This is a genomic window from Streptomyces sp. NPDC004126 (genome assembly GCF_050275515.1).
Lineage (GTDB): Bacteria > Actinomycetota > Actinomycetes > Streptomycetales > Streptomycetaceae > Streptomyces.
In genome coordinates, this window is record NZ_JBNNPF010000027.1 from 1 (window position 1) to 22,072 (window position 22,072).

Below are 22,072 nucleotides of genomic sequence, written 5' to 3' on the forward strand. Positions count from 1 at the left end.
GCCCGGCCCCCGGCCCCCCCCCCCCCGCCGGCGTGTCCCCGCGCCCGCCGCCGCGCGGGCCCGGCACCGCCGCCGCGCCGCCCCGGTGGGGCGGCTCCTACGCCGTCCCGTGCGGGCGGCCCGCCCCGTACGGCAGGGCCTCGTCCCAGGCCACCGGCGTCGTGTCCGTCCAGATGTCCGGCCGGACCGTCCGCACCCGCCGACCCGTCCGGTCCAGCTCCTGCGCCTCCGACTTGCGTACGTGCAGGGCCACCACCGTGTCGGTCACGCGCAGGGCCGGCATCCTCCGCGTCAGTTCGGCGGTGTACCGGGACAGTTCCTCCACCGTGCGCAGCCGGGCGCCGATCATGAAGTTCCAGCGGCCGCTGACGGACATGCAGGTCCGGGTCTCGCGCAGCCCCGAGGCCACCGCCGCGCAGTCGGCCACCTCGTGCTCGGGCACCTCCGCCCAGATCGTCGCGGACACCGGCCAGCCCGTCAGCCCCGCGGCCATCGCACAGCTGTAGCGCAGGCTCTGCCCCGCCTCCAGGCGGCCCAGGCGGCGCCGTACGGTCGACTCGCTCATCCCCGACTCCCGGGCCAGCGAGGCCACGCTGCGCCGTGCGTCCGCGGCCAGGGCCAGCACCAGCGGCCGGTCCTCCTGCGGCATCGGGGCGACGGGCGACGGGGCGGCCCCCTTGCGGCGGCCGCGACCGGTCAGCAGGTCGGCCTGGGCGGGCGTCAGCTGGTCCAGGCGCCAGCGGTCGGGGGAGGCGTGCACGGCCGTGACCATCGAGGAGCTGGTGCCGACCACGCCGGGTATCCGCTGCACCCGGAAGGAGAGGTACTGGTACAGCATGTGCAGGTTCGGCACGGCGACGAAGGCCAGCAGGTCGCGGTCGCCCGTGGTGTGTTCCACGCCCATGGTGTGGGCGTCGCCGGTCAGGGCAGCGCCCACCGCCGGTGCGGCGCCCGCCGCGCACGTGACCTCGACCCACGCCATGCAGGGCGCCTGGGTGCCCGTGCGCAGCCCGAGGCCGCTGACCCAGGCGTCGCCGGCGGCGGTCAGCCGCTCCCAGCGGCGGGCGAGGGTCTCGGGACGCACGCCGAGGACCTGTGCCAGGCGCTCCCAGCTCGCGCGCGGGGCGAGCTGAAGTGCGTGGACGAGCGCCCGGTCGGTGTCGTCGATGGCGGAAATGGCCGAGTTCATACCTTCCCCTGGTGGTTCTCCCGGCCATCGGCCGGTCAACCCTGCTTTCGGCTGATCATCTCTCCTCGTGGGCCCGTCCGTGCCACCAGGCGGTTGAGTGGGCCTTGAGGAGATCGGGAGGAGGACGTGTGGGGGACCCCGGCTCGAACCTGCGCCACGCGGTGCCGGCCGAACCGTCGAGCTTCGTGGGGCGGGAGCGCGAGCTCGCTCGCACCGCTGCCCTGCTCTCTGCGGAACGCCTGGTCAGCCTGGTCGGACCAGCGGGAATAGGCAAGACCCGGCTGGCCGCGCGGACCGCCCGGGACCTCGGCCGCGCCGAGGGCGCGGACGTGGTGTGGGCCGATCTCGCGACCCTGCCCGCGCCGCGGGGCGCTCTGGCGCGGGAGTTGGAGCGGCGGCTCGAAGGGCGCCGGGCGCTGCTCGTGCTCGACGGCTGCGAGCGGCTCGGGGAGCGGGCCGGGAGGCTGGCGGGCCGGCTGCTGGCTCGATTGCCACAGGTGCGAATTCTGGCCACCTCGCAGCGGACTCTCGGGTTCCATGAGGGGGCGGAGGTCTTTGTGGGCCCGCTTCCCCTGCCGCCGGAACCACATGATCCGGCCAGTCGGCACCTCGCCCGCGAGCTCGCCGACGGCCCCGGAGGCGATGAATCCGGCCCGGCCGGTCCATCCGGTCCGGCCGGGGCCGACGGGAGCGCAGGCGCCGCCGAGGTCTGCGGCTACGCCTCCGTACGCCTCTACGCGCAGCGGGCGCGCGCCGCCGACCCCTCCTTCGAGCTGACCGACCACAACGCCGCCGCCGTCGCGGCCCTGTGCCGCGCCCTCGACGGGATCCCCGCCGCGCTGGAGCTGGCCGCCGGACGCGCCGGCCGCTACAGCCCGGCCGAGGCGCTGCACCGGCTGACCGCGGACCCGCTCGGCTTCCTCGCCGGGGGAGCGGGCCGGTCCGGCGGGGCCGACGCCCTGCGCGCGCACCGGCTGCCCTCGCCCGGGGAACAGCTGCTGTGGACCCGGCTGTCCGTCTTCGCGGGCTCCTTCGACGAGGCCGCCGTCGCGCAGGTCTGCGGCTTCGGCGAACTCGGCCCCGAGGACGCCGCCGAGACCCTGCGGCGGCTCGCCCCCGCCCTGCTCGCGGAGCCGGGGGAGCCGGGCCGCTACCGGCTGCCCCTGTCCGTGCGGGCCTACGAGGCCCGGCGGCTCGCGCACGCCCCCGGCACCGAGGCGGCGCTGGCCGAGCGGCGCCACCACGAGCGGTGCCGCGTCATCGCCGAACGGGCCGCCTGGCTGTGGCGGTCGGGGGCGCAGCCGCAGGCGCGCGCCCTGGCCCTGCGGGAGCTGCCCGAGCTGCGGCGCGCGATGGACCCGCTGTCCGAGGCCGGACCGGCGGGGGCGCTGGAGGTCGCCGTGTCCCTCTGGTTCCTCTGGTCGGCCTGCGGGCTGGAGGCGGAGGGGCGCCGGCACCTGGAGCGGGCCCTGGCCCTGCACCCGGAGCCCCGGCCGGCCCGCGCGCTGTGCCTGGCGGCGTGGCTGGCCGCCGCCTTCGGCCGGGCGGGGGCGGCCGATCCGCTGCTGGTGGAGGCCTGGACCGCGGCCGTGCTGGAGGGGGAGGACGCCGCGCTGGCCTACCTCGCGCACGCCCGGGGCACCGCGGCCCTGTGGCAGGACCGGCCAGGCGAGGCCGCCGACGAGTTCCGGGACGCCCTCGGGCAGCTGCCGCCGGAGCCTGAGTTCGGGCCGGGCCGGGAGGCGCTGCGGGCCGCCCTCGCGATGGCGCTCGCGTACACCGACCCCGCGTTCGTGGCAGTGGGGGACGGCGAACCGGGCGCCCCCGCCGACCTGTGGGCCCGGTCCTGGTCGGACTACGCCCACGCGCTCGTGCAGCGGCGCGAGGACCGCCCCGCCCTGGCCCGGACCCGGCTGGTGGCCGCCCTGGAGATCCAGCTGGCCCTCGGGGACCGGCTCGGTCAGGCCCTCTCGGCCGAGCTGCTGGCCGAACTGGAGGCCGGCCTGGGCCACTACGAGCAGTCCGCGAAGCTGCTCGGCGCGGTCTCCGGCAACCGCCCGGCCGCGGCCTGCGTCCCGCGCGCCGAGCGGACGCTGCGGGCCCGCATGACCCCGGAGGCCTTCCGGGCGGCGCACGCGGAGGGCTCGCGGAGCACCCTGAGGGACCTGCTGCCGGAACTCTGAGCCGCAGGTCACCGGCTGGGGCGCGAGGTGCCCGCGGGCCCGGAGTTCCGGCGCCCGCCCGGCGTACGGCGTCAAGGACGCGGAAAGACATCGCATGAGCCCACCCCTTCCGACCGGACAGGTGGTAAAGCGATGCCCGAAACACCGCAGCTCTGGATGCGCAGCGAGACCCGGCCCACCGAACGCCGCGCCCCCCTCACCCCCGAGGACGCCTTACGGCTCGTCCGCCAGGGGGTACGGATCACCGTGGAGGAGTCCGGCCACCGGGTCTTCCCGCTCGACGACTACGAGGCCGCGGGCTGCCGCACCGCGCCGGCCGGCTCCTGGTCGCGGGCCGCGCCCGGGTCCGCGTACGTCCTCGGCCTGAAGGAACTCCCGCCGGCGCCCGAGCTCCTGCACCACCGGCACGTCTACTTCGGGCACGCCTACAAGGGCCAGGCACAGGCCCCCGTGCTGCTGCGCCGGTTCGCGGCGGGCGGCGGGACCCTGCTCGACCTGGAGTACCTCGCCGACGCGGAGGGCCGCAGGCTGGCCGCCTTCGGCTACTGGGCCGGGTACGCGGGAGCCGCGCTGGCCGCGCTGCACGCCCGCGGCGCCCTCAGGCCCCCGCTGGTCCCGCTGCCCCGGCCCGAGCTCGACGCCCGGCTGCGCGCGGCGGCCCCCGACGGGCTGCGGGCGCTGGTCATCGGTGCGGGCGGCCGCAGCGGGCGCGGCGCCTGCGACGCCCTCGCCACCGCCGGGATAGCGGTCACCCGCTGGGACCGCACCGCGACCCGCAGCCTGGACCGGGCCGCACTGCTCGGCCACGACATCCTGGTCAACGCGGTGCTCACCACCCGGCCGGTGCCGCCCTTCCTCACCCCGGCGGACCTGGAGGCCGCGGGCCCCCGGCGGCTCTCGGTGATCGCCGACATCACCTGTGACACCGGCTCGGATCTGCACCTGCTCCCCGTGTACGACCGCCTCACCGACTGGACGGCCCCGGCGCGGCGGCTGCCGGGCGGCGGGCCGCCGGTGGACGTGATCGCCATCGACAACCTCCCGTCGCTGCTTCCGGCGGAGGCGGCCCGGGCCTTCTCGGCGGACCTCCTCCCCAAGCTCGCCGCCCTGCACGCGCCGTCCCCGGACCCGGACTGGGTCCGCTGCCGCGCGGCCTTCACCACGGCCCTGGCGGCCCTGACGGGTCCGGACCGCGCGGCCTAGGGGAGTTCCGCGTCCGGCTGCCAGAGCATCAGGTTGCTCATCAGCTCCGCCTGCTCGACCGCGTCGTCCAGCGCGTGGTGGGTGTGGCGGCGCTGCGAGCGCAGTTCGCGGGGCATCCGGCCCTTCACGGCCGCCCGCAGGGGGACCCGGGCCTTGGCCGCGTACAGGGTCTTCATGTCCAGGCAGCCGGAGTGGCCGAAGGGGCTGTCGTCACCGAACTCGATCAGGTACCAGTACAGGAAGGTCCAGTCGAAGGAGGCCGGGTAGCCGCACATCACGGGCTGCGCCCCGGCCGAGACCTCGCGCACCCACGCCCGGAACTCCGCCATCGCCGCGGCCGGGTCGGCGCCCTCGCGGAGCAGGCGTTCGCGGTCCAGGCCGCTGACGGCGAGGGCGGCGTCCACGTAGCGGTCGCCGATGGGGCGCAGCTCCCGGTAGAAGGTCTGCCGCTCCGGGTCGGCGGCCGTGTACACGGCCCCGTCCTGGCGGCCTGCGACGGCCGCGCCGAAGCTGATCATCGAGTAGGGGCCGGGGATCGGTCCGTCGGCTTCGATGTCGACGGAGATGTAGAGACTGGGACGTGCGGGACGGACTGCCATGGCCTGATCATGACAGCCCGCCCCGCGGTCCTCCTGCGAATTACGGAGCGGCCGTCAGGAACATGCCGGTGTGGTCGCCGCCGGCGGTGTTCTTGCAGCTGGAGGCCGAGTCCGCGGGCTGGGCCACGGCCAGGGCCAGGCAGCGGCCGACGGCCAGCTGTCCGTAGTAGTTCGGGTGCATGGACTCCTGGACCAGGCCCTGCGTCTCGTTGTTGTCGATCCAGCGCGCCCATTCGCTCGTCTTCGCCGAGGCGGGGACGGTGGAGCTGACCTGCTTGCTGGCCTTCGCGCAGACCTCACGGCCCTGGAGCATGTCCCGCAGGTCCAGGAACTGCACGCCCTTGGCCGCCGCGACGCCCTTGAGGCGGTTCGCGATCTGCGGCACGAGGGAGTCGCGGGCCCAGTCGGAGTCGCGGTTCCAGAACGGGCAGCCGCCCGTGTTGAGCCGGCTCCAGTCGCTCTGGGTGTACCGGTTCTCCGCGCCCCGCGGGATGGGGGACGGGTAGGACTGGAGCACGATCCGGTACGAGGAGTCCGCGTACCCGGCCTGGCGCATCACGGCGCGGATCTCGTCGACGGACTTGCCGACGTTCGCCATGACGCCGTCGATCTTCTGGTCGACCCCGGCCTGCTGGTCGTCGTAGCAGTACGAGCCCCACAGGACGAAGTCGTACGCGCAGTCCTTGATGATGTCGGCGAAGCCGAGGTCGTTGCCGCCGACGGACAGCGCGATGACCTTCACGTTGCGGCTCGCGGCCACCGCCGCGAGCTGGTCGGCCTGCGGAGCCTCGCCCTTGTAGGCCACGCCCCCGTTGGAGGCGCGGAAGACGTTCTGCGAGACCGCTCCGGAGCAGGCCAGGTTCACCGCCGTCTCCGCGACGGCTCCGGCGCTCAGCACCTCGGCCGAGTCGGAGCGGTGGCACCCGCCCGCGGTGGTGCCGTACACCTTGGCGGGATCGTAGGAACTGCCGCTGACCCACGCCCGGTCGGTGCCGTTCCTGCTCCCGCTGTTGGTCAGGCTGTTGCCCTTCCAGCGTCCGGCCTCGCCGGAGATGTAGCTGTCGCCCATGGACACCACGGCGGTGGGTCCGGTCCCGGGCCCGGCCACGGCCGTCCCGGCTCCGCCGGCGAGCAGCGCGGCCGCGAGCGGCAGTACCATCCCGGCGCCGGCCAGTCGTCGCACACGACGAGGGGCCGCACGGCCTTCGCCGGCCTTTCGGAATCCGATCACTGCGGAACTCCTGCGGTCGGCCACGCCGAAGTCGCCAACAACTTCGGTGCGTGGCTTGGAAAGTGGGGGTACCTCCGGCGCCGGTGGCATCGGAAAGGTGGCACGCGCCCGCTTGTTACCGCTAGGTACAGTCAGGTTACGATGCAGTAACGTCCGACCGGTCGGTCGGGCGCCGGGGCCGCGTCAGGGCGCGGCCGTGCGTGAACGCGCCGGAGCCGGGCCCGTTGGCACGGGCCCGGCTCCGGTGTGCTTCGAGTCAGACGGCAGAGGGTGTCTGCTGCCGCTCCGGCCGGCGGCCGGGGGCGGCGCCGGCCGGAGCGGGTCCGGCGGGCCGGCGGCCGAGGGCCCGGGAGGCGAGCGTGGCGGCCGAGACCAGGTTGGTGCCCAGGACGCGGTAGTTGTACGTGTTCCAGGCGGAGACGAACGGCAGCGTCAGCCCGTTCACCATCGGAACGTATCCGATCCAGAACCACGGGGAGCGCGAGGCCGCGCCGGGGGCCACCACGGCCGCGGCCATGGGAACCAGGACGATCAGGGTGTAGTGGTCGAAGGACGGCTTGGTGCCGAGGAAGGCGGCCAGCATCAGCATGGCGCTGGTCTCCACCAGGCGCAGGCCCTCGTGGCCGCCCCGGCGCCACCGGAGCCAGGCCAGCACGATCATGGCGGCCGCCGCGGCCAGGCCGGCCGCCCCGGCCACGCCCTCGGGCAGGCCCAGCCGGGTCAGGACGTTGGAGACCGAGGCGTCGAACGGCGCGGCGAAGCCGCCCTGGCCGCCGAGCAGGTAGGGCAGCGTCTTGGTGAGGAACAGGGTGGGCTGGGGCATCATCGCGCCGGCCGCCACCGCTATCACCGCCGGCACCACGACCGCGACGGCGAGGGCCTTGAACTGGCGGGCCATCAGGAAGACCAGCACCACGGGGGCGAGGATCGGCTTGATGCTGATGGCCACGCCGAACACCACCGCGGCCGCCGTCCAGCGGCGGTTGGCGGCCAGCAGCAGCACCGCCGGGAGGGCCATCACGTAACCGGAGGTCCAGTTGCCGATCTGCACGACGTTGGTGAACGGCTCCAGGAAGCAGAGCGCGATCGCACCGAGCACGGCCAGGCGGCTCCGCGCCGAGACCCCGAAGATGCGCAGCGAGAGGAGCCAGCCGGTGAGGACGAAGGCGATGCCGACGAAGGGCAGCAGGTCCAGCCGGGTCTTCAGGGAGAACCAGAGCCAGGGCACGCCGGCGAGGACGCCCGGCGGCAGGTAGAGGAAACGTTCCTCCTCGTACGGGGGCCTGCCGTGGTTGAAGACGTCCGCGGCCTTGATGACCCACTCGTTGTCGAGGCCGACGTTCCCCGAGTGCCGGGCCTGGTAATAGACGTTGGCGAGCAGCGCGACCGCCGCCGCCACCAGGGCCAGCGGTGCCCGCCCCCGGAGCCAGTCGAAGAGCCGGGGGTCGCTGTCGGCGGCTCCCGCCGAACGCCGTGTTCCGGGCGCGGTACGCATGGGACGAGTCCATTCGGTGTCGATGTCGGCGGGTGCTGCCACTCGGCTGCCACTGGCGCCGTGACCGGTCGGTCGGGGCCAGGCCGCAAGGCCCGCGGCGGGCAACCTTACCCTCTGCCCCCGGTGCCCCCGTGAACTGAGGTGACGTCAACGGCCCTGGTCGCGGCCCTGGTCGCGGGCCCGGCTGCGGGCCCGCTCCCGGGCGGGGGCGCGGGTGGCCGGGCCGGGATCAGCCCATGATATGGTGACCGGGTTTGCATCTGAAATTGTACTGATAAGTACCTCCACACCGGCCCCGAAAGCGTTGTCGATGGTCTCCGACGTCAGTTCCCCGCCGGTATCCACCTCACCGCCTCAGGCGGTCCAGCCGGGGGAGGTGCGAGGCGGCGGAGCGGTCGCCGGCAAACGGCCCCGGCTCTACGTCCTGGACGGCCTCCGCCTGATCGCCGCGATGGGCGTCGTCCTGTGGCACTGGCTCGGAGTCGAGCGCTTCCCGCAGATCTGGCACGGCAAGCCCAGCGAGCTGATGCCCGCCGGCCACCTGGTCGGCGCGTACAGCTGGACCGGCGTCGAGCTGTTCTTCCTGATCAGCGGCTTCGTCATCTGCATGTCCTGCTGGGGCCGTTCGGTCGGCGACTTCGTCACCTCGCGCGTGGTCCGGCTCTTCCCCGCCTACTGGGTGGCGGTACTGCTCACCTCCGTCTGCCTGCTGATCGTGCCGACCATCTGGGGCGACAACACCAAGCGGCCGACCCTCTCGCGCATCCTCACCAACCTGAGCATGGCCAACATGCCGGTCGGGGTCGACAACCTGGACCCGGTCTACTGGACCCTCTGGGCCGAGCTCCGCTTCTACCTGCTCTTCGGCGTACTGGTCGCGATCGGCCTGACCTACCGCCGGGTGCTGGCGTTCTGCGGGATCTGGGGCGTCGCGGCGCTGATGGCGAGCGCGTCGAACTTCCCGCTGCTCACCGTGATCGTCCAGCCCACCTACGCCTGGTACTTCATCGCGGGCATCGCAATCTTCCTGATGTACCGCTTCGGCCCCAACCTGCTGCTCTGGGGCATCGTCGGGTTCTGCTGGCTGATGTCCCAGGACACCCTGCGCGGCGTGGCCGGCGGATACGAGTACGGCACCCAGCACCGGCTCTCCTGGACCCTCACGCTGTTCTGCACCACGGTCGCCTTCGGCGTCGTGATCGCCGCCGCGCTGGGTGCGTTCAACTGGATCCGGTGGAAGTGGCTGACGGTCGCGGGGGCGCTCACCTACCCGCTGTACCTGCTGCACCAGATGATCGGCTGGCAGCTGATCACCCGCCTGCGCCGCTACCTGGATCCGTACCCGACGCTGATCGCGGTGACCGCGATCATGATGGTCGCGGCCTACCTGGTGCACCGGCTGGTGGAGCGCCCGCTCGCCCCCTGGATGAAGCGGAAGCTGGACGCCTCCTTCGCCCAGGTCCGCAAGGACGTGCTGACCGGCGGCGGCAAGGCCGCCAAGGGCTGACCGCCCGGCCTTCCCGTCCCCCCGGGAACACCCCGCCCCGAACACGACTCCGCCCCCGGCACCTTCTCGGTGCCGGGGGCGGAGTCGTACTCGACTGCTGTGCGATTCAGCCGAAGAGGGTGGTGCGGGCCGTCCCGGAGGGTCAGCCGACCAGCTGGTCGTACGCGGGGAGGGTCAGGAAGTCCGCGTAGTCGGCGTCCAGGGAGACCTGGAGCAGGAGGTCGTGGGCCTGCTGCCACTTGCCGGCCGCGAAGGCCTCCTCGCCGACCTCGGCGCGGATCGCGTCGAGCTCCTCGGCGGCGATCTTGCGGGTCAGCTCGGCGGTGGCGCGCTCGCCGTTCTCGAAGACGACGCCTGCGTTGATCCACTGCCAGATCTGGGAGCGCGAGATCTCGGCGGTGGCCGCGTCCTCCATGAGGCCGAAGATGCCGACGGCGCCGAGGCCGCGCAGCCAGGCCTCGATGTAGCGGGTGCCGACCTGGACCGCGTTGCGCAGGCCCTCGTAGGTGGGCTTGGCGTCCAGCGAGTCGATCGCGATCAGGTCGCCGGGGGCCACCGAGACGTCCTCGCGGAGGCGGTCCTTCTGGTTGGGCTTGTCGCCCAGGACGGCGTCGAAGGAGGCCATGGCGATCGGGACCAGGTCGGGGTGGGCGACCCAGGAGCCGTCGAAGCCGTCGCCGGCCTCGCGGTCCTTGTCGGCCTTGACCTTCGCGAAGGCGACCGCGTTGGCCTCGGCGTCCTTGCGGGACGGGATGAAGGCCGCCATGCCGCCGATCGCGTGCGCGCCGCGCTTGTGGCAGGTGCGGACGAGCAGCTCGGTGTAGGCGCGCATGAAGGGGGCGGTCATCGTCACCGCGTTGCGGTCCGGCAGGACGAACTTCGCGCCGCCGTCCCGGAAGTTCTTGACGATGGAGAACAGGTAGTCCCAGCGGCCCGCGTTCAGGCCCGCCGCGTGGTCCTTGAGCTCGAAGAGGATCTCTTCCATCTCGTAGGCCGCGGTGATGGTCTCGATGAGGACGGTCGCGCGGACGGTGCCCTGCGGGATGCCCACGTAGTCCTGCGCGAAGACGAAGATGTCGTTCCAGAGGCGGGCCTCCAGGTGCGACTCCGTCTTCGGGAGGTAGAAGTAGGGGCCCTTGCCGAGGTCGATCAGGCGCTGGGCGTTGTGGAAGAAGTAGAGGCCGAAGTCCACGAGGGAGCCGGAGGCCGGGCCGCCCTCGAAGCGGAGGTGGCGCTCCTCCAGGTGCCAGCCGCGCGGGCGCATGACCACGGTCGCGAGCTGGTCGGCGGACTTGAGGGCGTAGGCCTTGCCGGTGCGCGCGTCGGTGAAGTCGATGCGGCGCTCGTAGGCGTCGATGAGGTTGAGCTGGCCGAGGACGACGTTCTCCCAGGTGGGAGCGGAGGCGTCCTCGAAGTCGGCGAGCCAGACCTTGGCGCCCGAGTTCAGGGCGTTGATGGTCATCTTGCGGTCGGTCGGACCGGTGATCTCCACGCGGCGGTCGTTCAGTGCGGCCGGGGCCGGCGCGACCTTCCAGTCGCCCTCGCGGACCTGTGCGGTGTCCGGGAGGAAGTCGAGCGTGGAGGTGCGGGCGATCTCGGCGCGTCGCTCGCCGCGTCGGGCGAGGAGCTCGGCGCGGCGGGGGGCGAACCGCCGGTGGAGCTCGGCCACGAAGGCGAGAGCCGCTTCGGTGAGGACTTCGTCCTGCCGGGGCAGGGGCTCGGCGTCGACGATGGCCAGCGGGGACGGCGCTGGTGCGGACATATCTGTCACTCCTTCAGCGGCGGTGCCTGGCGGCCGCGGGGGAATGCTCGCGCGAGACGGCACGCAGTGCCGTCGGGTGTGGAGAGTTCCGGGTAACGGTCGCGGGCGCCGTCTGGGGGTTCAGGGCGCTTCTGACCAGTGGATAGTAATTTCCTCATGGTGGAAGTTCAATGGTTTGTTGATGTCGAGATTCTCTGAGTCGACAGATTCCACTTGCCGGTGGCCCTCAGTGCCATCGCGGTCACGCCCCGCTCAGTCCAGACGTGCCAGGTCGGGCGGGGTGTCGATGTCGAAGGCGGCCGCGACGTCCCCGCACTCCACCAGCATGACCTCGGCGGCGTGGTTCTTCAGGTGGACGCGCGCACCCTGGTCCCCGGTCGCGGTCGCCGCGATGTCCGCCCAGCGGTCCGCCCCGAACAGCACGGGATGCCCGCGCTCCCCGTCGTACGCCGCCGCCACCAGGCTCGACGGCGACCGGTACGCCTCCCGCACCCGGGTCACCGCCGCCGGCCCGATGCCCGGCTGGTCCACCAGCGACACCAGGGCCGCGCTCGCCCCCGTGCCGGCCAGGGAGGTGAGGCCGACCCGCAGCGAGGAGCCCATCCCCTCGGCCCAGTCCGGGTTGTCCACGACCACGCAGCCCGCCAGGTCGGCGCGCTCGCGCACCTCCGCGGCCGAGGCCCCGAGCACCACGTGCACCGGGCCGCAGCCGGCCTCGCGCAGCACCCGGACGGCGTTCTCGACGAGCGGGCGCCCGCGGTACGGGAGCAGGGCCTTGGGGCGCCCGCCCAGCCGGCGCCCGCCGCCGGCGGCCAGGAGCAGGCCGGCGATCAGGGGCGGGGGCGGGGTGGCGGCCTCCCCGGACGCGGAGGTCACAGGGGCAGCGGAGTGGCGGGGGAGGGCTTCGCGGAAGTGTTCGACTGCTGACATGTCAGCGATTCTCGCCGCCCCTTCCCCCGAACGGGTGGCAGCCCCGCCAGCAGCCGCCGTACGGAGGCCAGCGCGACCCCGATCCGCAGCGGCTCGGAGATCCGGTTCTCGGCGGCGGCCACCAGGGCCCGTTCGCCACGATCGGTGAACACATCGTGAGACTGGTACGGCATCGCGGAGCACTCCTTGCCAATCGGGGGCCAATACCGCGAGTCTGGACCCGGATTGGCCTGGCCGGCAGAGCCAATCAGGGGAGGTTGGCATGGCGAACGGGCGAGTGGTCCATACGGCGGACAGGACGATCGGGAGCCGCCAGCTCGCGGCGCTGCTCCCGCCCGAGGTACTGGCCCGCCCCGGCTACCGGGCCCTCGCCGACTCCGTCCGCACCCTGATCCTCGACGGCAGGATCGCCCTGCACGTCCGGCTGCCCGCCGAACGCGAACTCGCCGAGGCGGTCGGCGCCAGCCGCGCCACCGTCACCGGCGCCTACGACCTCCTCCGCGAGAGCGGCTACGTACGCAGCCGGCGCGGCTCCGGCACCTGGACCGAGCTGCCCGACGGGCACGGACCCGTCGGCGCCCACGCCCTCGTCGGGGCCGGCGGCTACAGCGCCGACGGCGACCCCGGCATCGACCTGGCCATCGCCGCGATGGGCGCCCCCGAGGGCAGCCTCGCCGAAGCCCTCGCCCGGGCCGCCCCGAGGCTGCCCGCCCTCACCCGCACCCCCGGCTACCACCCCTTCGGACTGCCCGACCTGCGCGCGGCCGTCGCGGACCGCTTCACCCGGCGCGGACTGCCCACCCGCCCCGAGCAGATCCTCGTCACCGCCGGGGCCCAGCAGGCCTTCGCCCTCGTGGTCAGCCTGCTGTGCCGGCCCGGGGACCGGGTCGTCACCGAGAGCCCCACCTACGCCAACGCCCTCGACGCACTGCGCCACGCCCGGCTGCGCACCGGGTCCATCGCCGTCTCCGACACCGGCTGGGACATGGAGATCGCCGAGTCCACGCTGCGCCAGACCGTGCCCCGCCTGGCGTACGCGGTCCCGGACTTCCACAATCCGACGGGCGCCCTGATGCCGCAGGAGCAGCGGCTGCGGCTGCTCGCGGCGACCCGGGCCACCGGCACCTGGCTGGTGGTCGACGAGACCATCGCCGACATCGCCCTCGACGTGCCCGCCCCCGCACCGCTGGCCTCGCTCGCCCCCCGCTCGGGCGCCGACCACGTCATCACCATCGGCTCGCTGAGCAAGACCCACTGGGGCGGCCTGCGGGTGGGCTGGGTCCGGGCCACCGCGAAGCTGATCGCCGAGCTGACCGCCGTACGGGTCTCCGCGGACATGACCGGCTCCGTGCTCGACCAGGCGGTGGCGCTCCCGCTGCTGGAGGACCTGGACCGGAACCTGCCCGACCGGCTCGCGCAGCTGCGCGCCCAGCGGGCCGCCCTGGTGTCCGCGCTCCAGCGGCACACCCCCGATTGGTCCTGGCAGCTGCCGCCGGGCGGCCTCTCCCTCTGGGTCGACCTCGGCGAGCCGGTCAGCTCCGCCCTCGCCGAACGCGCCGCGGCCGCCGGGGTGCACATCGGGCGCGGGGCCCGCTTCGGCGTCGACCCCGGCACCTTCGAGCACCGCCTGCGCATCCCGTACACCCTCCCGGCCGACCGCCTGGAGGAGGGCGTGCGCCGCCTCGCGGCCGCCTTCCACGACGGCGTCCCGCTGGCCCCGGGGGTCGAGCGGCCGTACTGGGTGGCGTGAGCCGGGGCCCGGTAGGCCGTGTCCTTCGGATCAGGCCGGGCCCGCGGCGTACCGGGCGGTCCGCCGGAAGTACGCGTTCGCCGCCGGCCGGAACATCAGGGCCACCGCCGCTGGCACGGCCGCCACGTGCACGGCCCGGCTCGCCCCGAAGAGGAGGTCCAGGGCGCCCGCCCGGGACAGCGCGTCCACGACCGAACCGCCGTCGGCGAGGTAGCCGAGCGGCTGCACGACCATCGAGGCGGTGCCCAGGACGCCCAGGCCCAGCGCCAGGGCGACCCGCGCCCACCGGGCGCCGCCCCGCATCCGCCGGGCGCACAGCACGGCGAGGGTGAAGACCGTGAGCCGGACGGCGAGGCCCGTCCCGATCTCCCCGGCGGAGCCGGTGCCGTCGGCGGCCATCCGGCCGACCGCGAGCACGGTCTCGAAGGCCCCGGCGGCGACGGCCGTCAGCCACAGGGCGTAGGCGGTGCGGACGGGCGCCGGGGGAGCGGCGGGCGCGGGGCGGCGGTGCCGCTCGGTCGTGCTCGGGATCGCGGACATCGGGGCTCGCTCTCGCGTTCGGGGATCGACCCCCCGAATGCTTCCGGCCGGGCGCCCCCGCCGCCCGCCTGCCTCCCGGCCTGTCCACCCGGGGGACAACCCCCGTACGGCCGGCGCCCCGTACGGCTCCTACGGCGTGCGGATCAGCCGGCGGGTGGCCGCCGCGGCGACCGCCGCGGTGCGCGAGTCGACGCCGAGCTTGGCGTAGACGTGCACCAGGTGGGACTTGACCGTGGCCTGGCTGAGGAAGAGCCGCTTCGAGATCTGCTGGTTCGACAGCCCGTCCGCGACCAGCTGCAGCACCTCCAGCTCGCGCTTCGTCAGCGCCTCCGCGGGGGTCCGCATCCGGTCCATCAGCCGCAGCGCCACCGCCGGGGCCAGCGCCGACTGGCCGGCCGCCGCCGTGCGGACCGCCGCCGCCAGCTCCTCCGGCGGGGCGTCCTTCAGCAGGTAGCCCGAGGCGCCCGCCTCCACCGCCGCCAGGATGTCGGCGTCCGTGTCGTAGGTGGTCAGGACGAGGACCCGGGGCGCGCCCGGCCGGGCGGTGATCGCCGCCGTGGCCGCCGATCCGTGCATCCCGGCCCCGAACTGGAGGTCCATCAGGACGACGTCCACCGGCTCGGACGCGGCCAGCTCCACCGCCCGCTCCGCCGTCGCCGCCTCCGCGACCACCGCGAAGTCCGGCTCGGTGTCCAGCACCGCGCGGAGCCCGGCGCGCACCACGGGGTGGTCGTCGGCGAGCAGCAGCCGGATGGTCATGGTCAGGCCTCCACGGGCAGCGGCAGGGTGACGGCCACGGCGGTGCCCTGGCCCGGGTCGGACTCCACGGTGAACAGCCCGCCCAGCGACTCGGCCCGGGCCCGCATCGCCGGCAGGCCGAAGCCGCCGTCACCGCCGGCGGCGGCGACGCCGGCGGGGTCGAAGCCCCGGCCGTCGTCGACCACGTCCAGGGTGACCGAGCCGTCCATGAAGGTCAGGGTGATCTCCGCCCGCCCGGCGCCCGCGTGCCGCACCACGTTGCCCAGCGCCGACTGGGCGATCCGCAGCAGGGCCACCTCGTACGGGGTGGGCAGTGCCCGGGGGGTGCCGCTGACGGAGAAGCGCACGCGCGGGCCCGGGGCCCCCGAGCACAGCCGCTCCAGCGCCGCCGCCAGCGAGCCGTGCTCCAGGTCGGGGGGCGTCAGGGCCCGTACGAAGCGGCGCGCCTCGGCCAGGTTGTCCTGCGCGGCCTCCCGGGCCCGGGCGATGTGGTCGGCGGCCGGCGCGTCCTCGGGCAGCGTCCGCTCGGCCGCCCGCAGCAGCAGCTGGATGGAGGACAGGCCCTGGGCCAGGGTGTCGTGGATCTCCCGCGCGAGCCGCTCCCGCTCCGCGAGGATCCCCGCGCCCCGCTCGGCCGCCGCCAGCTCGGCCCGGGTGGCGATGAGCTCCTCGATCAGCTCGCGCCGGCGCTCGCTCTCGCGGTACAGCGCCTGGTAGCCGAGCACCGTGGCGACGGCCACCGCCCCGCCCAGCAGCGGCCCGAGGAAGGCCCCCGGGTTGACGGAGCCGGTGTGCGCGACGAAGCCGGCGACGGCCGCGCTGGCGGTGGCGGCGACGGCGGCCAGCGCCCAGCGCAGCCGCAGCAGGTGCAGCTCCAGGAAGTACAGCGGGAAGGCGATCCACACGCCCTCCGGGGAGACGGCCAGCAGCGCCGCCCACACGGCCCCCACCCCGGCCAGCCACAGCCCGGCGGCCCGCGCCGAGCGGTGCACGGCGGGGGCGAGCACGCCCGCCGCGTAGACGGCGGCCAGCAGCACGCAGAGGCCGGTCACCCACCCGGCGCGCGGCGCGGAGCCGGCGACGGCGCGCGCGGAGGCCAGCGCGAGCAGCCCGAGGAGCAGCGCGTGCAGGCACAGCCGCAGTACGCGGGTGACGGGGGTCAGGGGGCGGGAGGGCGGTGCGGCAGACATCGTCCGACCAGCGTAAGCGGGCGGTCGGGGGCCCCGGTCAACCGAAAGTTTGATGTCCGGATGCCACCTTCGATACCAGGATGCCTCCCGTGGCGCGATGCCCCGGGCCCGCGTGCGACACCAAGGTGGGGGACATGTTCGTCGCATGGAGAGATCTACGGTTCGCCAAGGGCCGCTTCGCCCTCATGGGCTCGGTCGTACTGCTGATCACGCTGCTGGTCGGCCTGCTGTCGGGGCTCACCTCCGGACTCGCCCGGGAGAACATCTCGGCCGTCACCGGTCTGCCCGCCTCGCACCTGGCCTTCGCGGCACCCGCCGGGGACCAGAAGGTCTCCTTCACCCAGTCCCAGCTGCCCGGGGCCGCCTGGAAGACCTGGCGGGCGCGGCCGGGGGTCGAGGCCGCCCAGCCGCTCGGCATCCGCACCACCAACGCCGTCGCGGGCGACCGCACCGCCGCCGTCTCCGCCTTCGGCGTCGAGCCGGCCGGCCGGCTCGCCCCCGCCGGTACGGGGCTCGGCCCGGGCCGCGCGGTCCTCACCGAGAAGGCGGCCAGGGAGCTCGGCGGGCTCACCGCCGGTGCCCGGGTCAGGATCGGGACGCTGGAGCTGACCGTCGCCGCCGTCTCGGGCACGGCCGCCTACAGCCACACCCCGGTCGTCTGGACGGACCTGGCCGACTGGCAGCGCGTCGGCGGTCCCGGCGCCTCCCCGGACACCGTCGCCACCGTCGTCGCCCTCGAAGGCTCCGGTGGCACGGACTGGGCGGCCGGCGACGCGGCGGCGGGCACGAAGACCCTGACCGTCGAGGAAGCCCTCGGCGCCATAGGGTCCTACCAGGCCGAGAACGGCTCGCTCCAGCTGATGCGCGGCTTCCTGTTCGCCATCTCCGCCCTGGTCATAGGGGCCTTCTTCACCGTCTGGACGATCCAGCGCAGCGGCGACATCGCGGTGCTGAAGGCACTGGGCGCCTCCACCCCGTACCTGCTCAGGGACGCCCTCGGCCAGGCCGTGGTGATGCTGGCGATCGGCACCGGGGCCGGTACCGCGCTCGCGGCCGGCATCGGCGCCCTGATCAGCGGCGGCGACGTGCCCTTCGTCCTGGACACCGCCACCGTGCTGGCCCCCGCCGCGATCATGATCGTGCTCGGCGTGCTGGGCGCGGCCCTGTCCATCCGGCGGATCACCGCCGTCGACCCGCTGACCGCCCTGGGGAGCGCCCGATGACCCTGCTCGTTGACGACGTGACGCTGACCTACCCTGACGGGGACGGCCGCCTCACCGCGCTCGACGCGGTGTCCCTGGAGGTGCCCGCGGGCTCGCTGACGGCGATCGTGGGGCCCTCGGGGTCCGGGAAGTCCAGCCTGCTGGCCGTGGCGGCCACCCTGGTCACCCCGGACTCCGGCCGGGTCGTGGTGGCCGGCCGGGACACCAGCCGGCTCGGGCCCGCCGAGAAGTCGGCGCTGCGCCGGGAGCGGATCGGCATCGTCTTCCAGCAGCCGAACCTGCTGGCCTCGCTGACCGCCGCCGAGCAGCTCCAGGTGATGGCCCACGTGTCGGGCCGCCCCTCCCGGCAGCTGCGCCGCCGCGCCCTGGACCTGCTGGACGCGGTGGGCCTGGCCGACAAGGCCGGCAAGCGCCCGCACGAGCTGTCCGGCGGCCAGCGCCAGCGCGTGAACATCGCCCGGGCCCTGATGAACGAGCCGGCCGTGCTGCTGGTGGACGAGCCGACCAGCGCCCTCGACCACGAGCGGGGCGCGGCGGTCCTGGACCTGCTGGTCGCCCTCACCCGGGAGCGGGCCACCGCCACGGTGCTGGTCACCCACGACCGCGCCCACCTGGACCGGATGGACCGTACGGCGACCATGGCCGACGGCCGGCTCACCCCCGGTGCCCCGGCCGCCGCGGCCGAACCGCCGTCCGCGCCGGTCCCGGCGGCCTGAGCGCGCCCGCGGCCCGCACGCGCGGGAGCCCCGGCACCCCCGCAGGGGGAGGGTGCCGGGGCTCCCGTCGTACGCGGGTCCCTACGCGGGGGTCTGGCTCTGCAGGGCCACCGACAGTTCGGCGGCGACGCCCTGGAGGATCGGCACGAAGGACTCGGCCACCGCCTGCGTCACCCGGCCGGCCGGGCCGGAGATGGAGATCGCGGCGGCGGTCGGCGAGTCGGGCACCGACACGGCCAGGCAGCGGACTCCTATTTCCTGCTCGTTGTCGTCGACGGCGTAGCCCACGCGGCGGACCTGCTCCAGGGCCTCCAGGAAGCCCTCGGGGGTGGTGATGGTCTTCTCGGTCGCGGCGGGCATCCCCGTGCGCGCCAGCAGGGCGCGGACCTCGTCGGCCGGGGTGTGCGCGAGCAGCGCCTTGCCCACGCCGGTGGAGTGCGGCAGGACGCGGCGGCCGACCTCGGTGAACATGCGCATGGAGTGCTTGGACGGCACCTGGGCGACGTAGACGATCTCGTCGCCGTCGAGCAGGGCCATGTTCGCGGTCTCCCCGGTCTCCTCGACCAGACGGGCGAGGTAGGGGCGGGCCCAGGTGCCCAGCAGCCGCGACGCGGACTCGCCGAGGCGGATGAGGCGGGGGCCGAGGGAGTACCGTCGGTTGGGCTGCTGCCGGACGTACCCGCAGGCGACGAGGGTGCGCATCAGGCGGTGGATGGTCGGCAGCGGCAGGCCGCTGGCGGCCGAGAGTTCGCTGAGGCCGACCTCGCCACCGGCATCGGCCATGCGTTCGAGCAGATCGAAGGCGCGCTCGAGGGACTGGACGCCACCGCCGCCGGCGGTGGGCTTGGCGGAAGCGTCGGTGGTGCTGGCGCTGGACGTCGGCACGGCGCGGTCCTTTCGGTGCTGGCAGGCAAGGAAGCAGCCTACCGGTCGGTCGGCGTCGGCCCTAGAGCCGGGCCCTCGCCGTCCTCGCCGGTCAGAGGTGGTTTGTCCTGGTGGTGGACGTCCTCGGGAAGTTACCCGCCCGCCCCCCGGTGGTGGTAGCTACATTCTGGATAGCGAAATCTTAATTCCATCCTGTGGAAACATCCAATTGCAGTGAGAACGTGTCAGCAGTCCCTCCGGGCACTCTTGACTGGCTCCGGATCGGGGTGAAGACTCCGTCAACAGAACGTTGAATTTCGCTCTGTGGAAGTAGATGGGGAGGTTCCGGTGGCCGACGTGGCAGTGGAACTGGTACTGCGCTCGACGCGCGTCATCACCCCCGAGGGGACGCGCGCCGCCTCGGTGGCCGTCGCCGGCGGGAAGATCGCGGCCGTACTGCCGCACGACGCGGAGGTGCCGGCCGGAGCCCGGCTGGAGGACTTCGGCGACGACGTCCTGCTCCCCGGCCTGGTGGACACCCACGTCCACGTGAACGACCCGGGCCGCACCGAGTGGGAGGGCTTCTGGACGGCCACCCGCGCCGCCGCGGCCGGTGGCATCACCACCATCCTCGACATGCCCCTGAACTCCCTGCCGCCGACCACCACGGTCGGCAACCTCCGGGTCAAGCAGGAGGTCGCCCGGACCAAGGCGCACGTGGACGTCGGCTTCTGGGGCGGCGCCCTGCCGGACAACGTCAAGGACCTGCGCCCGCTGCACGACGCCGGCGTCTACGGCTTCAAGTGCTTCCTGTCGCCCTCCGGCGTGGACGAGTTCCCGCTGCTGGACCAGGAGCAGCTGGCCACCTCGCTCGCCGAGATCACCGGCTTCGGGGGCCTGCTGATCGTGCACGCCGAGGACCCGCACCACCTTGAGTCCGCCCCGCAGAACCCGGGCCCCAAGTACGCCGACTTCCTGGCCTCCCGCCCCCAGGACGCCGAGAACACCGCGATCCAGAACCTGATCGCCCAGGCGAAGCGGCTGAACGCCCGCGTGCACGTGCTGCACCTGTCCTCCGCCTCCGCGCTGCCGCTGATCGCCGCGGCCAAGGCCGAGGGCGTGCAGATCACCGTCGAGTCCTGCCCGCACTTCCTCACCCTCACCGCCGAGGAAGTCCCGGACGGCGCCACCGAGTTCAAGTGCTGCCCGCCCATCCGCGAGGCCGCGAACCAGGACGTCCTGTGGGACGCGCTCGCCGACGGCACCATCGACTGCATCGTCTCCGACCACTCGCCCTCCACCGCGGACCTGAAGACCGGCGACTTCGCCACCGCGTGGGGCGGCATCTCCTCCCTCCAGCTGGGCCTCCCCGCCATCTGGACCGAGGCGCGCAAGCGCGGCCGCACCCTCGAAGAGGTCGCGCGCTGGATGTCCACCGCCCCGGCCGCGCTCGCGGGCCTGGCGCAGAAGGGGGCCATCGAGGCCGGCCGTGACGCCGACTTCGCCGTCCTGGCCCCCGAAGAGACCTTCACCGTGGACCCGGCCGAACTGCACCACCGCAACCAGGTGACGGCGTACGCGGGCAGGACCCTGCACGGCGTCGTGAAGTCCACCTGGCTGCGCGGCACGCAGATCGCCGACCACGGCACCCCGACCGAGCCCACGGGCCTCCTCCTTGAAAGGCAGAACTGACAGTGGCGATCCCTTCCTTCACCGGTAACGCGAACCCGTACGGGGGCGGCGACCCGTACGCGGACTACCGCACCGCGGAGTTCCCCTTCACCCAGTACGCGAACCTCGCCGCCCGAGAGCTGGGCGCCGGTGTCATCGCCGCCAACGACGAGTTCTTCGCCGAGCGCGAGAACCTGCTGATCGCCGAGGCCGGCCACTTCGACCCCGAGCACTTCGGGCACAAGGGCAAGGTCATGGACGGCTGGGAGACCCGCCGCCGCCGCGGCGTGTCCGCCGAGCAGCCCTGGCCGACCGCCGAGGACCACGACTACGCCCTGATCCGCCTCGGCGCCCCCGGCGTCATCCGCGGCATCGTCGTCGACACCGCCCACTTCCGCGGCAACATGCCGCAGGCCGTGTCCGTCCAGGGCGCGTCCGTCGAGGGCTCCCCGACCGAGGCGGAGCTGCTCTCCGACGACGTCAAGTGGACGACCCTCGTCGAGCGCACCCCGGTCGGCGGCCACGCGGCCAACGGCTTCGAGGTCAACGTCGAGCAGCGCTTCACGCACCTGCGCCTGAACCAGCACCCGGACGGCGGCATCGCCCGCCTGCGCGTCTACGGCGAGGTGCGCCCCGACCCGAAGTGGCTCGCCGTGCTGGGCACCTTCGACGTCGTCGCCCTGGAGAACGGCGGCTCGGTCGAGGACGCGTCCAACCGCTTCTACTCCCCGCCGACCAACACCATCAACCCGGGCCGCTCCCGCAAGATGGACGACGGCTGGGAGACCGCCCGCCGCCGCGACAACGGCAACGACTGGATCCGCTACCAGCTCGTCGCCGAGTCCGAGATCCGCGCCGTCGAGATCGACACCGCCTACCTCAAGGGCAACTCGGCCGGCTGGGCCTCGCTGTCCGTCAAGACCGGCGAGGAGGGCGAGTGGACGGAGTTCCTGCCGCGCACCCGCCTGCAGCCCGACACCAACCACCGCTTCGTACTGGACGCCCCGGCGGTCGGCACCCACGTGCGGATCGACATCTTCCCGGACGGCGGCTTCTCCCGCCTGCGCCTGTTCGGCTCGCTGACGGAGGCCGGCGCCGCCGCGCACGCCGCCCGCCACCAGGAGCTGGGCGGCTGACCCGCCCCGCCTCGTGACCCGCCCCGGGGGCCGACACCCCCGGGCCTCGTCGTACTCGCGCGTCGAGCCGGCCGCGGTGAGCTCCCTCAGCTCGACCCGGCGGATCTTGCCGGAGACGGTCTTG

19 protein-coding genes are annotated in these 22,072 nt (G+C 74.1%); 8 read left to right on the forward strand and 11 right to left on the reverse strand.

Features of this window, described 5'->3' with window-relative positions:
* Nucleotides 1–97: 97 nt before the first annotated feature.
* Nucleotides 98–1,189, reverse strand: a complete 1,092-nt coding sequence (locus tag ACQKM2_RS24155) for an Lrp/AsnC family transcriptional regulator (protein ID WP_427713059.1) — start codon at nt 1,187–1,189, stop codon at nt 98–100.
* Between the two features lie 128 nt (nt 1,190–1,317).
* On the opposite strand from ACQKM2_RS24155, the gene ACQKM2_RS24160 reads away from it, so the two are divergent.
* Both ACQKM2_RS24160 and ACQKM2_RS24165 read left to right on the forward strand, forming a co-directional pair.
* A complete protein-coding gene (locus ACQKM2_RS24160) occupies nt 1,318–3,372 on the forward strand; it encodes an ATP-binding protein (protein ID WP_427713061.1) in 2,055 nt (684 codons plus the stop codon).
* 132 nt (nt 3,373–3,504) lie between these two features.
* Nucleotides 3,505–4,575: a saccharopine dehydrogenase gene (locus ACQKM2_RS24165; RefSeq protein WP_427713064.1), complete on the forward strand. Its 1,071-nt coding sequence runs from the start codon at nt 3,505–3,507 to the stop codon at nt 4,573–4,575.
* On the opposite strand, the gene ACQKM2_RS24170 is transcribed toward ACQKM2_RS24165, so the two are convergent.
* The 3 genes from ACQKM2_RS24170 to ACQKM2_RS24180 form a co-directional block, all read right to left on the reverse strand.
* Nucleotides 4,572–5,174: a 3'-5' exoribonuclease domain-containing protein gene (locus ACQKM2_RS24170; protein ID WP_427713067.1), complete on the reverse strand. Its 603-nt coding sequence runs from the start codon at nt 5,172–5,174 to the stop codon at nt 4,572–4,574. The two genes, ACQKM2_RS24165 and ACQKM2_RS24170, sit on opposite strands and share 4 nt — an antisense overlap.
* Before the next feature lie 40 nt (nt 5,175–5,214).
* A complete protein-coding gene (locus ACQKM2_RS24175) occupies nt 5,215–6,495 on the reverse strand; it encodes a GDSL-type esterase/lipase family protein (protein WP_427713070.1) in 1,281 nt (426 codons plus the stop codon).
* Nucleotides 6,496–6,661: 166 nt separating this feature from the next.
* Nucleotides 6,662–7,900, reverse strand: coding sequence for a glycosyltransferase family 87 protein (locus ACQKM2_RS24180; protein ID WP_427713071.1), 1,239 nt, complete (start codon nt 7,898–7,900; stop codon nt 6,662–6,664).
* Between the two features lie 376 nt (nt 7,901–8,276).
* Here ACQKM2_RS24180 and ACQKM2_RS24185 point away from each other — a divergent pair, with 376 nt between their 5' ends.
* Nucleotides 8,277–9,407: an acyltransferase family protein gene (locus tag ACQKM2_RS24185; RefSeq protein WP_427713073.1), complete on the forward strand. Its 1,131-nt coding sequence runs from the start codon at nt 8,277–8,279 to the stop codon at nt 9,405–9,407.
* A gap of 142 nt (nt 9,408–9,549) precedes the next feature.
* Here the strand turns inward: ACQKM2_RS24185 and aceB are convergent, their stop codons facing one another.
* The 3 genes from aceB to ACQKM2_RS24200 form a co-directional block, all read right to left on the reverse strand.
* A complete protein-coding gene (gene aceB / locus ACQKM2_RS24190; protein WP_427713075.1) occupies nt 9,550–11,169 on the reverse strand; it encodes a malate synthase A in 1,620 nt (539 codons plus the stop codon).
* 252 nt (nt 11,170–11,421) lie between these two features.
* Complete coding sequence (locus ACQKM2_RS24195; RefSeq protein ID WP_427713271.1) at nt 11,422–12,003, reverse strand: nucleotidyltransferase family protein; 582 nt, start codon at nt 12,001–12,003, stop codon at nt 11,422–11,424.
* Nucleotides 12,004–12,041: 38 nt separating this feature from the next.
* Complete coding sequence (locus ACQKM2_RS24200) at nt 12,042–12,272, reverse strand: hypothetical protein (RefSeq protein WP_427713076.1); 231 nt, start codon at nt 12,270–12,272, stop codon at nt 12,042–12,044.
* Between the two features lie 89 nt (nt 12,273–12,361).
* On the opposite strand from ACQKM2_RS24200, the gene ACQKM2_RS24205 reads away from it, so the two are divergent.
* Nucleotides 12,362–13,849, forward strand: coding sequence for a PLP-dependent aminotransferase family protein (locus ACQKM2_RS24205; protein ID WP_427713078.1), 1,488 nt, complete (start codon nt 12,362–12,364; stop codon nt 13,847–13,849).
* Nucleotides 13,850–13,879: 30 nt separating this feature from the next.
* On the opposite strand, the gene ACQKM2_RS24210 is transcribed toward ACQKM2_RS24205, so the two are convergent.
* From ACQKM2_RS24210 to ACQKM2_RS24220, 3 genes are all read right to left on the reverse strand, one after another.
* Nucleotides 13,880–14,389: a hypothetical protein gene (locus ACQKM2_RS24210; RefSeq protein ID WP_427713079.1), complete on the reverse strand. Its 510-nt coding sequence runs from the start codon at nt 14,387–14,389 to the stop codon at nt 13,880–13,882.
* Nucleotides 14,390–14,518: 129 nt separating this feature from the next.
* The gene (locus tag ACQKM2_RS24215; RefSeq protein ID WP_045947369.1) at nt 14,519–15,148 is read right to left on the reverse strand and encodes a response regulator; all 630 of its coding nucleotides are present in this window, start codon (nt 15,146–15,148) and stop codon (nt 14,519–14,521) included.
* 2 nt (nt 15,149–15,150) lie between these two features.
* A complete protein-coding gene (locus ACQKM2_RS24220; RefSeq protein ID WP_427713082.1) occupies nt 15,151–16,338 on the reverse strand; it encodes a sensor histidine kinase in 1,188 nt (395 codons plus the stop codon).
* A gap of 134 nt (nt 16,339–16,472) precedes the next feature.
* On the opposite strand from ACQKM2_RS24220, the gene ACQKM2_RS24225 reads away from it, so the two are divergent.
* Both ACQKM2_RS24225 and ACQKM2_RS24230 read left to right on the forward strand, forming a co-directional pair.
* Entirely contained in the window at nt 16,473–17,561 is a 1,089-nt protein-coding gene (locus ACQKM2_RS24225) for an ABC transporter permease (RefSeq protein ID WP_427713084.1), read from the forward strand.
* On the forward strand, nt 17,558–18,277 hold the full coding sequence (locus ACQKM2_RS24230; RefSeq protein ID WP_427713086.1) for an ABC transporter ATP-binding protein: 720 nt from the start codon (nt 17,558–17,560) through the stop codon (nt 18,275–18,277). The genes ACQKM2_RS24225 and ACQKM2_RS24230 overlap by 4 nt, the downstream gene beginning before the upstream one ends.
* A gap of 81 nt (nt 18,278–18,358) precedes the next feature.
* On the opposite strand, the gene ACQKM2_RS24235 is transcribed toward ACQKM2_RS24230, so the two are convergent.
* Entirely contained in the window at nt 18,359–19,162 is an 804-nt protein-coding gene (locus tag ACQKM2_RS24235) for an IclR family transcriptional regulator (RefSeq protein ID WP_007267406.1), read from the reverse strand.
* A 336-nt stretch (nt 19,163–19,498) separates the two neighbouring features.
* On the opposite strand from ACQKM2_RS24235, the gene allB reads away from it, so the two are divergent.
* A complete protein-coding gene (gene allB, locus ACQKM2_RS24240; protein WP_427713274.1) occupies nt 19,499–20,833 on the forward strand; it encodes an allantoinase AllB in 1,335 nt (444 codons plus the stop codon).
* Nucleotides 20,834–20,835: 2 nt separating this feature from the next.
* Nucleotides 20,836–21,948 carry an allantoicase gene (gene alc / locus ACQKM2_RS24245; RefSeq protein WP_427713090.1) on the forward strand — a complete coding sequence of 371 codons (1,113 nt, stop codon included), beginning with the start codon at nt 20,836–20,838 and terminating at the stop codon, nt 21,946–21,948.
* The last annotated feature ends 124 nt before the right edge of the window (nt 21,949–22,072 follow it).

What these genes read in the sequence shown, in the direction of transcription:
- ACQKM2_RS24200 (WP_427713076.1), bottom strand. Translation starts at nt 12,272, where the DNA reads ATGCCGTACCAGTCTCACGATGTGTTCACCGATCGTGGCGAACGGGCC.
- ACQKM2_RS24220 (WP_427713082.1), bottom strand. Translation starts at nt 16,338, where the DNA reads ATGTCTGCCGCACCGCCCTCCCGCCCCCTGACCCCCGTCACCCGCGTA.
- ACQKM2_RS24205 (WP_427713078.1), top strand. Translation starts at nt 12,362, where the DNA reads ATGGCGAACGGGCGAGTGGTCCATACGGCGGACAGGACGATCGGGAGC.
- ACQKM2_RS24180 (WP_427713071.1), bottom strand. Translation starts at nt 7,900, where the DNA reads ATGCGTACCGCGCCCGGAACACGGCGTTCGGCGGGAGCCGCCGACAGC.
- ACQKM2_RS24230 (WP_427713086.1), top strand. Translation starts at nt 17,558, where the DNA reads ATGACCCTGCTCGTTGACGACGTGACGCTGACCTACCCTGACGGGGAC.
- ACQKM2_RS24215 (WP_045947369.1), bottom strand. Translation starts at nt 15,148, where the DNA reads ATGACCATCCGGCTGCTGCTCGCCGACGACCACCCCGTGGTGCGCGCC.
- ACQKM2_RS24225 (WP_427713084.1), top strand. Translation starts at nt 16,473, where the DNA reads ATGTTCGTCGCATGGAGAGATCTACGGTTCGCCAAGGGCCGCTTCGCC.
- ACQKM2_RS24155 (WP_427713059.1), bottom strand. Translation starts at nt 1,189, where the DNA reads ATGAACTCGGCCATTTCCGCCATCGACGACACCGACCGGGCGCTCGTC.
- ACQKM2_RS24170 (WP_427713067.1), bottom strand. Translation starts at nt 5,174, where the DNA reads ATGGCAGTCCGTCCCGCACGTCCCAGTCTCTACATCTCCGTCGACATC.
- aceB (WP_427713075.1), bottom strand. Translation starts at nt 11,169, where the DNA reads ATGTCCGCACCAGCGCCGTCCCCGCTGGCCATCGTCGACGCCGAGCCC.
- ACQKM2_RS24210 (WP_427713079.1), bottom strand. Translation starts at nt 14,389, where the DNA reads ATGTCCGCGATCCCGAGCACGACCGAGCGGCACCGCCGCCCCGCGCCC.
- ACQKM2_RS24175 (WP_427713070.1), bottom strand. Translation starts at nt 6,495, where the DNA reads ATGCCACCGGCGCCGGAGGTACCCCCACTTTCCAAGCCACGCACCGAA.
- ACQKM2_RS24165 (WP_427713064.1), top strand. Translation starts at nt 3,505, where the DNA reads ATGCCCGAAACACCGCAGCTCTGGATGCGCAGCGAGACCCGGCCCACC.